Genomic DNA, 16,062 nt, shown 5'->3' on the forward strand with positions numbered 1-16,062 from the left:
GTTATTGTTGATAATGATTTGTATAGTATAACAAAAACTTGGCACATGATTGTGCCAAGTTTTTAACTTTATTTATCAAAACCAGATAGGAATGTTAAATATTCTTCTTTTGTCATAAGTGGCTTGTAGTTTGCCATTAGTGTTTGAGCTGATTCAGCATCATCATAAAGTAAATCAATAATGGTACAGGCCATCATTTGTGCAGGGCGGATATAAGCCATATCTTCATCAAATACGGTGTAATCTTTACCATGTAACACGCCTCTAACCGAACCAATCCAAGGGTGACTTACTGGCATAATATGCGATAGATCACCTGTGTCGGTACTTCCTGTCATATGAGGTGCAATTGAAACATTTTCTTCACCAATTAAATTTTCAGCATTTTGTTTTAGAAAATCATTGAGTGTTGGATTATTATTTAACGGCAGATAACCTGGAAGATCTTTAATTTCACAAGTAGCACCAACAGCCATTGCTCCTGCCTTTAGTGCTTGATTAATTCTTTCATTAGCATCAATCATGGCTGGTACATTACCTGCTCGCACATAACTTTCCATTCTTACATCGCTTGGTACAACATTTACTAAATCACCACCTTGGGTAATAATTGGATGAAAACGAATATAATCTTTTTCTTGAAATGTTTCACGGATAGCATGTACACCCATCATTCCCATCATAGCTGCATTTAATGCATTTACACCAGCATGAGGAGCTGCGGCAGCATGGGATGCTTCACCTTTATATTTTATTAGTTTACCAATAAAGCCATTGCTTGTAGTTGAGATCTCAATAAAACCATCTTGGCGTTCAGCAGGTACACTGGTTAAATGTATTTGTAATGCCATATCAACATCATCAAAATCACCACGTGAAATTAATTCTGGTTTACCACCAATATATTTAATCTTACCTTCTTCTATTAATCGATTTCGATAAGTAATTTCAACATATTCTTCTGCAGGAACGGCAAATGGTACTACATCACCAGCTAAAAATTCCATTGCACCTGAGTCAATTAATCCCATGGTAACCGCCATCATGTTGGCTATTTGGGCATTATGTCCACAGCAGTGAGCTGCACCTGATGTTTCATCAGCAGCTGGGTGGTCGGCACAGATGATAGCATCTAGCTCACCAATAACCGCTATACTATATTTGCTACCTTTACCGCCTTTAAGACGACCTTTTACCCCGGTTAAGGCTAATTTATTTTTAAAAGGAACACCTAATTTTTCAAAAGCATCTTCTACTTTTTTAGCGGTTTTATGTTCTTTGTAACCAAGCTCTGGTTCTGACCAAATTGCTTCGGCAATTGACTTGATATCTGCTTTTCGATTTGCAATTGCATCGCAAACTTTTTTCTTTAGTTCTTCTTTTGTCATAAATAAAATCCTTATCTAAATTTAGATAACGCCTTCCCAGTGTAGTGTGACTTGAGCAATTATAGCAGCAAAAATAAATGTACCAGAAAAAACAGCTAAAGATACGGGAATAATGCGCCAAGATATATTTTTAAATAGTGCAAGATCTTTACCGATAGCCAATCCTGCATAAGCAAGTATAGGAGTACAAACAGCAAGTAATGACACTTGATCAGTAATTGCAACAATTTCTTGATGGTATGGGAATATTGGTGCTGACATGATAGCTGCAACCACAGATACCCATAAAATTACCGGTAATTTATTAAATCCAGGTAACTTACTGATTAACAGTCCTACAATAGAGATAATAACTAGCATCGCTACTGCTTCAAGCGATGAAATCAAATCAATTTTATATCCCACGGTGTTACCAGCTGCCATAATAATGGCGACTAAAATAAATACAAAAATCGTCTCAAAAATCTTCATTATGACATCCTTATTTCTTGCGTCGGAAACGGTCTAAAGTGTTATACATAAAAGAAGCGAAAGGCAAGGAAAATAGTGTGTAAATATACATGCCCACCATTCCCGACATTAAATTCGCTGTGGTAGCATAAGCATTAATGTTTTCTGATAAGTCAGGGTATAAATCACTTATTGGTGCAAGTGAGGCTGCCATCATACTTCCACTACCTACGCCAGCTCCCATTGCTAACGCATATGGGTGTAAAATGTTCAATTGTGCTATTAAGCTGGCAAGAATACTCATCCAAATCGCACCATAAAGCGTACCGCAGACATACATAGCCATGACACCTCGACCTTCGGGTGAATCTAAACCATATTTATCTGCAACTATGGCGATATTAGGTTCGCGAGCTACCGAATAAGTAGCCCCAACGGCTTCTCGTTTCATACCTAATATCATTGCTAATGGTAGGCCCAGTAAAATGGTTCCGGCAAAATGACCTAATTCTTGAAAAATTAGGGCTAGCTTGGCATCTTCTAAAATCATATCAATTTTCGGGCCTACAGCTACGCCAAGTTTTGCCACAAGTAGAATTAATGTAACCATCATCACAAGACTTGCATTTTGCATATTTTTGTTGGTTAATATTTTTAGTTTTGGGAAGCTAATGATGCCACCAAAAATCATTGCATATAGCATTGGATAAACTGCAATAATCCATATAGTTTGTCTGCCGATAAGCTCACAAATAATTACTACTAAAAAGGCAATTAAATGCAATTTATAGTCTCGTAAAACTTCCATTCTTGCTCCTTCTTCATTTTTTTATCTATTTTTACACTGCACTTCTTATACTACGGTTGCTCCTAAGGTATTTTGAAAATGCTTTAAAGCCCATTGATGGCCAATGGGATCAAAGCTTGCAACAGCATTTTGATGAATAACTAATTTATAACCTAAGTTATAGGCATCTACAGCCGTATGTAAAATACAAATATCAGTACAAACGCCAATCAGATGGATTTCAGTGATATGTCTTTCGCGTAAACGGAGGTCAAGATCCGTACCACAAAATGCTGAGTAGTGACGTTTATTGATCCAGTAGATATTGTCTGAATATTGATGTTGTTGGTAAAGTTGCTGTAATTTACCAAATAATTGTTGGCCAACAGTCCCAACAAGATTGTGAGGGGGAAATAGCGAATTTTCCGGATGGTATTTATCTAAGGGATTATGAGCATCAATAGCAAAAACGATAAACTCATTATTTTTAATAAATGATTGAGTTATATTTATCATTTCTGATTCAATTTGTTGACCCACAGCGCCAGTTGTTAATGCTCCATCATCAGCAATGAAATCATTGGTATAATCAATTGAAATTAAAGCTTTCATATCCAATAAATAATATTTAAATAATCCTAAAGCTTATTAATAAATATCAGATATGACAAGTTATTAAATTAATCATTTTTCAAATTTATTTATAAAAGATGTATTTTGATTAATTATCTTATTGAATTTAAATAAATTTACAAATGATTATATAAATTAAAATTATTATCATAAACTGAGTATAAATAAATTAAATAAGGATTATTTTTATAGATGGTCTTTATCCCCCGATAAATTGCTCTATAATAATTATCATTTTTGACAATTGTACACAGGATATATTTAATGAGAACAATTTATTGCGGACAATTAAACGCAAGTTATATTAATCAAGAAGTCACACTATGTGGATGGGTCAATAAACGCCGAGATTTAGGTGGAATGATTTTTATTGATATGCGTGATCGTGAAGGAATTGTGCAAGTTTTTTTTGATCCTGATTACCCACAAGCACACGAATTAGCTGGCGAATTACGTAATGAATTTTGTATTCAAATTAAAGGGAAAGTAAGAGCAAGACCTGACGGTCAAGTTAATAAAGATATGGCAACGGGTGAAGTTGAAATTTTGGCCACAGAGCTGATTATTTTTAATCGTAGTGATATCTTACCTCTTGATTTTAATCAAAATAACAGTGAAGAGCAGCGTTTAAAATATCGTTATATTGATTTGCGTCGCCCGGAAATGTCTACCATTTTCAAAACTCGAGCCCAAATTACCGCATTTGTTCGCTCTTTCATGAATGAACATGGCTTTTTAGATATCGAAACACCAATGTTAACCAAAGCAACACCTGAAGGGGCTCGAGATTATCTTGTACCAAGTCGTGTTCATAATGGTGAGTTTTATGCATTGCCACAATCGCCACAGTTATTTAAACAGCTGCTAATGATGTCAGGCTTTGATCGCTATTATCAAATAGTTAAATGTTTTCGTGATGAAGATCTTCGCGCTGATCGTCAACCAGAATTTACCCAAATTGATGTCGAAACCTCTTTTATGAGTGCTGAACAAGTACGTGAAATAATGGAGAAAATGATTCGTGAACTTTGGTTACATGTGAAAAATGTCGATTTAGGTAATTTTCCAATATTAACTTTTGCTGAAGCAATGCGACGATTTGGTAGTGATAAACCAGATTTACGTAACCCACTGGAAATTATTGATGTGGCTGATTTAGTAAAAGATATCGATTTTAAAGTATTTTCAACGCCAGCGAATGATCCAAAAGGCCGCGTTGCACTGCTTTGCGTACCAAATGGTGCACAATTAACGCGCAAACAGTTAGATGATTATACGCAATTTATTTCGGTATATGGCGCTAAAGGTATGGCGTGGATAAAAGTTAATGAACGTAACAAAGGTTTAGCTGGTGTCCAAAGCCCAGTAGCTAAATTCTTTAATGAATCTCAAATGGAAGCTTTATTGAATCGTGCTGATGCTAAAGATGGTGATATTTTACTATTTGGTGCAGATAGCTATAAAATTGTTAGTGATGCATTAGGGGCTTTACGTTTGAAAGTCGGTAAAGATTTAAGTATAACTGATGAAAATAAATGGGCAGTACTTTGGGTTGTTGATTTCCCTATGTTTGAAGAAACAGACGAAGGCTTAAGTGCTATGCATCATCCATTCACATCACCGAAGGATTTCACTCCAGAGCAATTAATCAGTAACCCTGAAAATGCGGTAGCTAATGCATACGATATGGTTATTAATGGTTATGAAGTCGGTGGTGGTTCTGTGCGTATTCATCGAAGTGAAATGCAACAAGCCGTATTCTCAATTTTAGGTATTAATGAAGATGATCAGCGTGAAAAATTTGGCTTCTTACTTGATGCGCTAAAATATGGTACGCCACCGCATGCAGGTTTAGCCTTTGGCTTAGATAGATTAACTATGCTATTAACTGGAACAGATAATATCCGTGATGTTATTGCTTTTCCAAAAACAACTGCAGCAACATGTTTGTTAACTGATGCACCTAGTCCAGCTAATCCAGCAGCGTTAAAGGAACTTGGTATCGAAGTGAGCCAAAAGTAACGGTATTTATATGCAAAAGTATAAGAACCCTGAGTCAGTTTTAGTTGTTATTTATTGTAAAAGCACTCAGCGTGTTCTTATGTTGCAACGTAAAGATGATCCTAATTTTTGGCAATCAGTTACAGGTAGTTTGGAAGAAAATGAATTGCCAAGGGAGGCGGCAATTCGTGAAGTTTTTGAAGAGACCGGTATAGATATTAATGGAAAAAATCTTAAATTAATTGATGCAAAACATGTGGTTGAATTTGAAATTTTCCCTCAGTTCAGATATCGGTATGCACCAGAAATAAAGATAAATAAAGAGCATTGGTTTTATTTACCTCTTTGTGATGAGATAACGCCAGTGCTTACAGAACATTTATCTTATCAATGGTTAACTATAAATAGTGCAGCCAATCTTACTGTATCACCAAATAATTGTGAGGCTATTGGTAAAATTGGTTCAATTGAGAAAATTAATTTAAGAGACCAAAAATGAAATTTAACCAATATATCTTTTTGTTGTTTAGTTTATTCTTTCTAATGTCAAACAGTTATGCTGAGATAAATATAAAAAAATGTAAAGCAAATCAAGGTGACTACATTATTTTTGATGAGTATGATTCTCAAATTGCCGAAAAAATTATCGATTATAAATTACATAATCAACCTGAGAAACGAGAAAATAGCATTATTAAAATTTTTGCCAATGAAAATAGTGATGATCGTAATTACTGGTTAGCTTCGATTCAAACAGATAATAAAGCTGAGGATTATCTATTTTATCAAGTAGATCAAAATAAATTTACTGAAGTTGATCAGCAACAGTTTCAAATTTTATTACCTAAAATTGTTGAGTGTAATCAGATCAAAGAAGTTCCTATATATAGTGAAAACTTCGATGCAGATTAGTTAATATTTATCAGCTTGTATTTGATTAATGTAATTTAGAGTTGAAAGGAGTAATAATGGCATTATCTAATTTTCGAAATTTTTTAGATTACCTTGAGCAGCAAGGCGAACTGAAACGAATTAGTTATCCCGTTAATCCTTATCTTGAAATGACAGAAATCGCTGATCGTGTATTACGTTCACAAGGCCCGGCATTATTATTCGAAAATCCAGTTGGTTATAAAATTCCAGTATTGTGTAATCTTTTCGGTACGGCTAAACGAGTCGCTATGGCGATGGGACGTGAAGATACCACGCAATTGCGAGAAATTGGCGAATTACTCGCTTTTTTACGAGAGCCTGAACCACCGAAAGGTATTCGACAGTTTTTTAATGTTTTGCCTAAATATAAACAAGTTCTCAATATGCCGGTAAAGCATCGGTCTTCAGCACCTTGTCAGGAATTAATTTTTAAAGATGATGAGGTCGATTTAACTCAATTACCTATTATGCATTGCTGGCCAGGAGATGTTGCTCCACTTGTAACTTGGGGGTTAACAGTAACCAAAGGGCCTCATAAAGAGCGTCAAAATATTGGCGTTTATCGCTTACAATTATTAGGTAAAAATAAATTAATCATGCGTTGGTTATCGCATCGAGGTGGCGCGCTTGATTTTGCTGAATGGCAAAAATCTCATCCAAATGAAAATTTTCCAGTTAGTATCGCAATAGGCGCAGATCCGGCAACTATATTAAGTGCCGTTACGCCGGTACCAGATACATTATCAGAATACGCTTTTGCAGGATTGTTACGAAATAGTCGAACTGAAGTTGTTAAGTCATTATCAAATGAATTAGAAGTGCCAGCGACAGCTGAAATTATTCTCGAAGGTTATATCAATCCCAACGAACTAGCTGCTGAAGGCCCTTACGGTGATCATACTGGTTATTATAATGAAGTTGAAAAATTTGCCGTGTTTACGGTGACTCATTTAACTAGACGCAAAGATGCAATTTATCATTCCACTTATACTGGTAGGCCTCCAGATGAACCAGCTGTAATGGGATTAGCATTAAATGAAGTGTTTATTCCGATATTGCAAAAGCAATTTCCTGAAATTGTTGATTTTTATCTTCCACCAGAGGGATGTTCTTACCGTATTGCTATTGTCACAATTAAAAAACAATACCCAGGACATGCCAAAAGAGTCATGATGGGCGTTTGGTCTTATTTAAGACAATTTATGTATACAAAATTTATTATTATTTGTGATGATGATATTAACGCAAGGGATTGGAAAGATGTTATGTGGGCGATCTCAACAAGAATGGATCCACACCGAGATACTACTTTTGTTGATAATACTCCAATTGATTATCTAGACTTCGCTTCACCAGTGTCTGGTTTGGGATCTAAAATGGGATTGGATGCTACAAATAAGTGGCAGGGCGAAACAAATCGAGAATGGGGTAGCATTATTACGAAAGATGAAAAGGTGGTAGCCCATGTTGATGAAATTTGGCACGAACTTGGTTTGTAATATATTTAACTAATTAATGGGGAAAGTAATGGATAACGTTTATTGCAAAACAAAACTATTCCCTTTTAGGGCAATTATGTATAATTATTGCCAATATTATGGCATTTAGACAATTATGAAAAAACTTCAAATTATATTGGCTTTGATGTTATTTATCTCTTGTGGAGTAATGGCAATTGAAGCTAAAACACAGCCTGATACGGAATTAAAAGTGAGCGATCCTAGTTCACTAATACCTTCTTTATTACTTGCTGCTGAAAAGGGTGATATGCAATCACAATATACTCTCGGTACCATTTATAAACAAGGATTAGGTGTTGAAGTTAATGATTTAAGAGCCTTTTTTTGGTTTAATAAAGCTGCTGAACAGGGATCAGCTAGGGCACAAAACAATTTAGCCTATATGTATCAAAATGGATTAGGAACCAAAGTAAATTTATCTGAAGCATTTAAATTTTTTAAATTGGCTGCAGATCAGAATTACGCTTTAGCTAAATATAATTTAGCGTTAATGTATAAAAATGGAGAGGGAGTTGCTAAAGATATTTCTGCTGCGATTAATTATTTTACTCAAGCCGGTGATCAAGGTATTTATGATGCCTATTTAAATTTGGGTATTATGTACTTTTTTGGTGATGATGTAGAAAAAGATCGAATGATTGCTGCTGATTGGTTTAGTCAAGCTGCAAAAGATAATAATGCTGAAGCACAATATTATTTAGGATTAATGTCTCAAAATGGTGATGGTTTAACTCAGGATTATGTTGCAGCACTTTATTTTTATACGCAAGCCGCAGAACGAGGCCATGTATTGGCAATGTATAATTTAGGTATTATGTATGCAACAGGCTCGGGGACAAGACCAGATAATACTCAAGCAGCTTATTGGTTTACTAAAGCAGCCGAGGGTGGTAATGCTGATGCCCAATATAATATTGCTGTTATGTATGATGTTGGTGGTGGGGTCCCTAAAGACGAGAAAAAAGCTATAGATTGGTATAATAAAGCCGCCAATCAAGGAAGTGTTGATGCTCAATATAATTTAGCTATTAAATACCTTGAAGGTCAGGATGTTAAACAAAATATCAAGTTAGCTATCTATTGGTTCACCAAAGCTAGCGAGCAAGGTGATGAAGATGCTAAAGCATATTTGGAACAACTTTCTCAAAATAAAAAGGGCGAATAAGCCCTTTTTTATTATCCTGAATTTCGCATTCCAGCTGCAATACCTGAAATAGTTATCATTAATCCTTGTTCAACGATACTATTTTCATCATTATTTTTACGAGAACGACTCAATAATTCGGCTTGCAATAAGTTAAGAGGTTCAATATAAGTATTACGCAATGCGACTGATTCGGCAATCCATGGCAAGTCTGCCATTAAGCTAATATCATCTGTGATCGTTAGTACAGTATTGATATCTTCAGTTAATAAATTTCTTAATTCATCACCTAATGGCCATAATGTAGAAGAAACTAGACGTTGTTCATAATATTCATGAATATTTGGTGCTGCTTTGGCATAAACCATTTCTAGCATTCCTAAACGAGCATTAAAAAATGGCCAATTATGATACATATCTTGCAATTGCTCTTTTTTGCCTTCACTGATAACAACTCTAAGTGCACTACCTGCACCAAGCCATGATGGCACCATTAAACGGTTTTGTGTCCAAGCAAAAATCCATGGTATTGCTCGTAGGCTCTCAATCCCCCCACCTGTTCGACGTTTTTGTGGACGAGAACCTAATGGTAATCTACCTAGTTCAGCTTCTGGTGTAACGGCTCTAAAATAATCGACAAATTCAGCTTTTTCTCGAACATAGCTTCGATAGCATTGGCAAGAATAATCTGACATTTCATCCATAATATCTCGCCAGACTTGCTTAGGCTCTGGAGGTGGAAGTAAATTTGCTTGTAAAATCGCTGAGGCATAAAGCATTAAACTACTAAGTGCAACCTCAGGTAAACCAAGCTTAAATCTAATCATCTCACCTTGTTCGGTAACACGTAAACCACCTTTAAGTGATCCTGGTGGTTGTGAAAGTAAAGCCGCATGAGCTGGTGCACCACCACGTCCAATTGAACCACCACGACCATGGAATAATACTAAGTTGATATTATATTTTTCAAATAAATTGACTAGTTCTTCTTGTGACCGATATTGTGCCCATGACGCAGCAAGCGATCCTGCATCTTTCGCTGAATCTGAATAGCCAATCATTACCATCTGTTTGCCATTGATCTTTTCACGATACCAAGGAATATCTAAAAGTTTTTGCATAACAGATTTAGCATTATTTAAATCTTCTAAGGTTTCAAATAAAGGCGCAACAGGAATATTTTTTTGGCAATCAACACTTTTTAGAAGTAAATAAACAGCCAAAATATCAGAAGGTGCTTTGGCCATTGAAATTACATAAGAAGCAATTGATTCCTCACCAGCTTTTTTGATAACTCGGCAGGTATCTAATACTTCTTGAACCATTTCATCAGGTTGCCAATTATAAGGAAGTAATGGTCGATTAGATTGTAATTCAGCTAATAAAAATTCCTGTTTTTCTTCTTCTGTCCATGAGGCGTAACTACCTAAATTAAGTTCTTTAGTTAAGGCGTCTAATGCTTCTGTGTGTACAGAACTATCTTGGCGAATATCTAATCGAACTAATTGCAACCCAAAGCTTTTAATACGTCTTAATGTATCTAATAATGGCCCATGGGCAATAGTTGACATGCCATTCTCTATTAAAGATTCATAACAGATATAAAGTGGTGTCCATAATTGTTCATTTTTAGTCAACAGATCGGCTGGTGCTAAAACTTGCTCATTGTTTAATAGAGAAACGATATAACTATGAGTTTTAACTAAACGAGACCGTAGTTGTTTCATTACTGCTCGGTAAGGCTCTGATGCTGTTTTATTTTGTTCGTTTAATAAATCAATAACCGATTGACTACATTCTGTCATGGATAATTCACGAACTAAAATCTGAATATCAGCTAAAAATAATTCGATTGCTTTTAATCTGGCTTGTAACATGACCTTTTCAGTCACCTTTGCTGTCACATTTGGGTTGCCATCTCGATCTCCGCCCATCCATGAGGTAAATTTAACGGGTACATGTTCAACGGATAGTTCTTCATTAAAGGAATCAACTAGCTGGTCATTGAACTCACGTAAAAATAAAGGAACACCTTCCCATAAACTATCTTCAATAACCGAAAATCCCCACTTAGCTTCATCAAGAGGAGTAGGACGTTTTTTACGAATTTCATCGGTATACCATGCTTGGCAAACGAGCTGTTTTAAACGACGCATAATCCGTTCTTTTTCATAATCGGCTAAATCATTATGGTCAAGTTGTGATAAGCAACTATTAATTGCGGTATAAGTATTAATCATTGTGCGGCGGTTAATTTCCGTTGGATGAGCAGTAAGTACTAACTCAATAGATAAATTATTAATCGCTTGTGAAATAGTCTGAGGGGCAAAATTTAAGTTTTTAAGTGATTTGAATAATTCAGTCATTTTTTTAGGACTGCTTGATGCTTCGCCATGAGGCGAAATACCATAATACTCTGCAGCAGTGTTAACTAAATTTAAAAATTGGTTAAATGCACGTGCAACATGAAGTAGATCTTGATCATTAAGATTCTCTATTAACTTAAGTAATTCGTTATGCGCTTGTTTATTTCCTTGTTGCGCCGATTTGGATAACTGACGGATTTTTTCGACTAAATCGAAAGTTTCATTACCTGTTGCGCGTTTAATTGCATCGCCCAATAGGGTGCCTAACATGTTGACGTTGCTTCGCATTGATGAGTATTGATTATTCATTCTATTCTCTACTTGTTTATATTTTGCCTAAGTACCTTTAAGCTGCATGATTAAAATGACAATTTAAAGAAAAAGGTATAAATATAGGTTAATCGCTCAGAATACATACTTTATAACAATGTTGTATTGAATTTAAATAATAAAATTTTATGGATTTTATTATTTCTATTGTTTTTATTATATTTGCTAAATAAATATCCTGACTATTATGAAAGGTTAATATTCTATTTAGAAAGACTTTTTTGCATTAACACTAGGTTAGTAAACTGTATATTGTTGTCAATTAAGTATATACTAGTGGCATTATGAATAGGTATTGGATGAATTAATGATCGTTGTTTTTTATATCGCATCGATAATTGCTGTTGTTGCAAGTATAAAAGTGATTTTTTGTCGGCGAGTAGAAAAAGCAATTTTATATCTGGCTATATCACTTTTTGCATCAGCATTAATATTTATTCTCCTTGAAACGTATATTTCGGCTGTTTTATATATTCTCTTTTTTATAAGTGGAGCAGTCATTCTGTTTAGAGCTGTTTCTTTAATGCTGGAAATACGTCGTGACAATGTTGAAAATGGTAAACATGGTATTAGTCCTAAAATTTGGCTAGGGCCATTAGTTTTAGCATTTATTTTATTAGTTGTTCTTATTTATGGCGTAGTAAGTACTGACTATACACAATTCACTGAATCGCATGAATTGATGCACCAAATGTCAATCTATGCTTATGTATTAATGGCTGAGTTAGCTGCGTTTTTATTATTAGGCGCTGCAGTTATATCTTATCATTTTATGCATCGAATGCTGTCGGAGAAATAATGTGATACCACTTATGTATGGTTTGATTTTTGCCTCAATCTTATTTGTAATAGGACTTTTAGGGGTAATGATTAGACGTAATCTCTATTTCTTATTGTTAAGTCTTGTCATCATGAATAATGGGGCCATCGCTGCACTTTTTGTCGCAAGTAGTTATTGGCAACAATCCGATGGAGAGGTGCTTGCTATATTAGCGGTAACGGCTGTATTAGCTCAAATATCTGTCGGGCTTGCTTTATTGGTAAAATTAATTTATCGACGTAAAAACTTTAATATTGACTCATTGAGTGAAATGAAAGGATGAATTTACTTTATTTAACTATCATTGTTCCATTGCTATCTTTCTTGATATTAGTCTGTTTTGGGCGACAAATACAATCCATTAATGTTATGTTAATCGGGATTTGTACGATGTTTCTTGTTGGATTAATAACAATATTTTCTTGTATTGATTTTACTACCAATACAGTTCCAGATATGACATTGGTTTATACAAGAAATTTATGGACTTGGTTTTCAGTTGGTGATTTTGATGTTCCTATATCTTTAACGCTAGATGGCTTATCACTGACATTCTTGGTATTAATATCATTCTTTGGTTTGTTGATCTATTTTTTTGCTGCCTGTTATTTAAAATCGAGGAAAGATATTTACACTTTTTATGCATATAGCAATTTACTGATAGCAAGTGTGTTAACGGTTGTTCTTGTTGATAATTTGTTTGTGATGTTACTTGGTTGGGAAGGGGTAAGTATAAGTACTTACTTACTTATTGGTATCTACTACAAACAAACTCGCAATAGTTATGCAGCAGTTAAAGCATTTGTTATGATGCATTTAACTGATATTTTTCTAATCATAGGTATATTTTTACTTTATCAGACTTTAGAAACATTAAAAATCAGTGATATTTTAATAAAAGCACATAATGACTTAGCAGTTGATTCAGACATTATTTTTTGGATTACGTTGATGTTATTCCTTGGCGCTATGAGTAAATCAGCGCTTTTCCCAATGCATTCATGGTTCAAAGAAACAACACTAGCACCGATGCCTGCTGTCGCGTTATTGCAATCATCTACTGTTATATTCGCTGGTGTTTATCTAGTCCTAAGGCTAAGTAATCTGTTTATGATGTCAAGTGATACGCTTTATATAATGCTTTTATTCGCTTCTTTAACTGTTATTTTTGCTAGTAGTATTGCTTTGGTTCAAAATGATATAAAACAGATTATAACTTATATCAATTTAGCGCAAATAAGTTATCTATTTTATGCATTTTCGACACAGAGCTGGAATTTATCCTTAAGTTGTTTGATTAATTATACTGTTACTAGCACTTTACTCATTCTTGCTTCTGCAATTTTAATCAAACAGTGCCAAGGTGAACGGGACATCAATAAACTTGGTGGCTTGTTAAAGTCTAATAGAGTCTTATATGCAATTTTCTTAGTCATCATGTTATCACTTAGTGCCTTACCGTGGGTCTCCGCATCTTTTTATATTAAAGGCGATATTATCTGGGGTTTAATGGTTCAAGATAGCTTAATGGCCGGTACTATTGGCTTATTAGGAATTTTATTGTCGAGTTTATGCATTTGGCGTTTGATATTTTTAGTTTTTCATCATTCAATTAAAATTGAAAAAATAATAAGAATCAGAAAAATAAATTATTATCCGATTTTTATTTTATTGATATTTACTACGGCACTGTTTATCTACTTACCATTACCGATACAAGGGATAATCCCACTAGCCAATTTAGATACACAAGGTCAAATCCCATTTAGAATATTATTGTGTGCAGTAACCCTATTAAGTTTTGTCATTGCATATATTCTTTATGCTCATCCGAATGCTGAAGTTCATGAAATTCTTAATACTCCGATGATCAAATCGTTAGGAAAATTATGTAAAAGTGATTGGCGATTCGACTATTTGTTAAATAATTTTTTTGTAAAACCGTATATTTATTTAGCAAACTTATTGAAAAAGGATCCACTAGCCTTATGGGATGATTGGATTATGTGGGGTATAAAGAAAATAAATGCCTATATTGTCAGTTTAGAAAATGGACAAATAAGATGGTATATGGTTTCAATGGTAATAGGTAGCATTATTATATTAATGTTATTGATTTTTATTTGATAAAGGTGTGAACTTAATGTTGTTATGGCTTGTTTTCTTACCTGTAATTGGTGGATTTATTGGTTGGTTTTGTCATGTATTTTTACAAAGAATCGTGACTTCAACCGATATACAGTTGCGTTGGCAACGTTTACCAATGATGATTGCTCTTACAACCATATTAATCACATTTATTTTGGTAATTGTTTTATGGGCAGATGCAAATAGTGCTTTAGAACAAAGTCCAAACTGGATTAAAGAAGTTAATATTGATTGGATACCTTTACTTGGCATTCATTTTCATCTGGTATTAGATGGTTTATCTTTGATTGTTATTAGTTCAACACTCTTTATTGTATTGTTAGTTATTGTTTATTCTAGTAAAGAAAATCTTAATAATGTCGGATTGTTTTATTTATGTGTATTATTTATGACATCAGCCATTATGATGTTATTCGTAATTACTGATCTGTTTTTAATGTTTTTCTTCTGGGAAGCGGTAGCTATTCCAATTTATTTTTTAATTTCATTGTGGGGCAGACGCGATTTAAATTCTCAATTACGTTTTAATGGAGCTAGTAAATTTTTAATTTACACTCAGATAAGTAGCCTACTAATGCTAATATCGATTGTGTCGTTGGCTTTGATCAACTGGAATCTAACGGCAAAATGGACTTTTGATTATCAAATTTTAACTAAGACACCGATTTCAAGTAATACCGAATTTTTATTAATGCTAGGCTTTTTAGCCGCTTTTATTATACGTATTCCTTTAATTCCTTTTCATAATTGGTTTATTGATGCACATATCGAATCTTCAACAAGTGGTTCGATGATGATCAGTGGTTTATTAGTTAATACGGCGGCATTTGGTTTATTACGTTTTGTAATACCTCTTTTCCCTAATGCTTCGTTAGCGATTATGCCGTTTATTTTAGTATTAGCTATATGCACGCTATTTTACACCGCGTTACTTGCTTTTAATCAAACCGATATTAAGAAACTGATTGCTTATATCCATATTGCTTTAATGGGGTTTGTGACGGCAATTATCTTTAGCGGCTCAGTTATTGCTTTCCAAGGTGTTGTTATTCAAATGATAGCGATTAATTTAGCTATTGTTGGCATGTTTATAATAAGTGGTTTATTAGCAGAATGCTATTTAACTCGAAATATTAACCAATTTATTGGCTTAAAAGAGCAAGTAAAGTATTTGTCTTCTTTTACTCTGTTTTTTATGTTAGCTGTGTTAGGTATTCCCGGAACAGCTAACTTCATAGGTAATTATATGATGTTATTAGGTAGTTATAATTCATATCCTTATTACACTATTTTATTAACAATTGGATTATTGTTATTGTCGATATCGTTAATTATTCGCATGCAACCTATTTTTTATGGTGAAGTTGATAAAATTACGGTTACAAAACACTTGCTGAGTAAAAAAGATATTTTTCTATTGTCTAGTGTTCTTATTGTATTAATTTTTATTGGATTATATCCAAAAATGGTTTTAGATATGTCTTATTCTATTGTTAACCAAACACTGCAATATATAATTACCGAACGAGTGGGAGAGTAATA

The 16,062-nt window shown here is 34.1% G+C and carries 14 protein-coding genes; 9 read left to right on the top strand and 5 right to left on the bottom strand.

Annotated features, from left to right (window positions below; translation table 11 throughout):
- Positions 1–68 precede the first annotated feature (68 nt).
- The 4 genes from H3S74_RS04140 to H3S74_RS04155 are packed head-to-tail and all read right to left on the bottom strand — an operon-like array spanning position 69 to position 3,237.
- On the bottom strand, positions 69–1,388 hold the full coding sequence (locus H3S74_RS04140; protein WP_110447068.1) for an amidohydrolase: 1,320 nt from the start codon (positions 1,386–1,388) through the stop codon (positions 69–71).
- Between the two features lie 21 nt (positions 1,389–1,409).
- On the bottom strand, positions 1,410–1,859 hold the full coding sequence (locus tag H3S74_RS04145) for a hypothetical protein (RefSeq protein ID WP_065577773.1): 450 nt from the start codon (positions 1,857–1,859) through the stop codon (positions 1,410–1,412).
- A gap of 10 nt (positions 1,860–1,869) precedes the next feature.
- Positions 1,870–2,646 carry a DUF3100 domain-containing protein gene (locus tag H3S74_RS04150; protein ID WP_086354316.1) on the bottom strand — a complete coding sequence of 259 codons (777 nt, stop codon included), beginning with the start codon at positions 2,644–2,646 and terminating at the stop codon, positions 1,870–1,872.
- A 45-nt stretch (positions 2,647–2,691) separates the two neighbouring features.
- Positions 2,692–3,237 carry a cysteine hydrolase family protein gene (locus tag H3S74_RS04155; RefSeq protein WP_086359842.1) on the bottom strand — a complete coding sequence of 182 codons (546 nt, stop codon included), beginning with the start codon at positions 3,235–3,237 and terminating at the stop codon, positions 2,692–2,694.
- 285 nt (positions 3,238–3,522) lie between these two features.
- Between H3S74_RS04155 and aspS the strand changes: the two genes are divergently transcribed.
- The 5 genes from aspS (at position 3,523) to H3S74_RS04180 (ending at position 8,877) form a co-directional block, all read left to right on the top strand.
- Positions 3,523–5,280: an aspartate--tRNA ligase gene (aspS, locus tag H3S74_RS04160; protein WP_198247313.1), complete on the top strand. Its 1,758-nt coding sequence runs from the start codon at positions 3,523–3,525 to the stop codon at positions 5,278–5,280.
- 10 nt (positions 5,281–5,290) lie between these two features.
- A complete protein-coding gene (nudB, locus tag H3S74_RS04165) occupies positions 5,291–5,758 on the top strand; it encodes a dihydroneopterin triphosphate diphosphatase (protein ID WP_110447071.1) in 468 nt (155 codons plus the stop codon).
- Positions 5,755–6,171, top strand: coding sequence for a hypothetical protein (locus H3S74_RS04170; RefSeq protein ID WP_086359542.1), 417 nt, complete (start codon positions 5,755–5,757; stop codon positions 6,169–6,171). Before nudB ends, H3S74_RS04170 begins: the two co-directional genes overlap by 4 nt.
- Positions 6,172–6,227: 56 nt before the next feature.
- A complete protein-coding gene (ubiD, locus tag H3S74_RS04175; RefSeq protein ID WP_198247314.1) occupies positions 6,228–7,691 on the top strand; it encodes a 4-hydroxy-3-polyprenylbenzoate decarboxylase in 1,464 nt (487 codons plus the stop codon).
- 115 nt (positions 7,692–7,806) lie between these two features.
- On the top strand, positions 7,807–8,877 hold the full coding sequence (locus H3S74_RS04180) for a tetratricopeptide repeat protein (RefSeq protein WP_110447073.1): 1,071 nt from the start codon (positions 7,807–7,809) through the stop codon (positions 8,875–8,877).
- Between the two features lie 11 nt (positions 8,878–8,888).
- Here the strand turns inward: H3S74_RS04180 and ppc are convergent, their stop codons facing one another.
- Positions 8,889–11,531, bottom strand: coding sequence for a phosphoenolpyruvate carboxylase (gene ppc / locus H3S74_RS04185; RefSeq protein ID WP_110447074.1), 2,643 nt, complete (start codon positions 11,529–11,531; stop codon positions 8,889–8,891).
- A 328-nt stretch (positions 11,532–11,859) separates the two neighbouring features.
- Between ppc and H3S74_RS04190 the strand changes: the two genes are divergently transcribed.
- Genes H3S74_RS04190 through H3S74_RS04205 form a run of 4 tightly spaced genes read left to right on the top strand, consistent with a single transcriptional unit; the run spans position 11,860 to position 16,060 of the window.
- The gene (locus H3S74_RS04190; protein ID WP_110447075.1) at positions 11,860–12,351 is read left to right on the top strand and encodes an NADH-quinone oxidoreductase subunit J; all 492 of its coding nucleotides are present in this window, start codon (positions 11,860–11,862) and stop codon (positions 12,349–12,351) included.
- A gap of 1 nt (position 12,352) precedes the next feature.
- Positions 12,353–12,655 carry an NADH-quinone oxidoreductase subunit NuoK gene (gene nuoK, locus H3S74_RS04195; RefSeq protein ID WP_065577763.1) on the top strand — a complete coding sequence of 101 codons (303 nt, stop codon included), beginning with the start codon at positions 12,353–12,355 and terminating at the stop codon, positions 12,653–12,655.
- The gene (locus H3S74_RS04200) at positions 12,652–14,499 is read left to right on the top strand and encodes an NADH-quinone oxidoreductase subunit L (protein WP_110447076.1); all 1,848 of its coding nucleotides are present in this window, start codon (positions 12,652–12,654) and stop codon (positions 14,497–14,499) included. The genes nuoK and H3S74_RS04200 overlap by 4 nt, the downstream gene beginning before the upstream one ends.
- A 16-nt stretch (positions 14,500–14,515) precedes the next feature.
- Complete coding sequence (locus H3S74_RS04205; RefSeq protein ID WP_198247315.1) at positions 14,516–16,060, top strand: NuoM family protein; 1,545 nt, start codon at positions 14,516–14,518, stop codon at positions 16,058–16,060.
- Positions 16,061–16,062 lie beyond the last annotated feature (2 nt).

It is taken from the genome of Gilliamella sp. W8126, assembly GCF_016102185.1.
GTDB lineage: Bacteria > Pseudomonadota > Gammaproteobacteria > Enterobacterales > Orbaceae > Gilliamella > Gilliamella apis_A.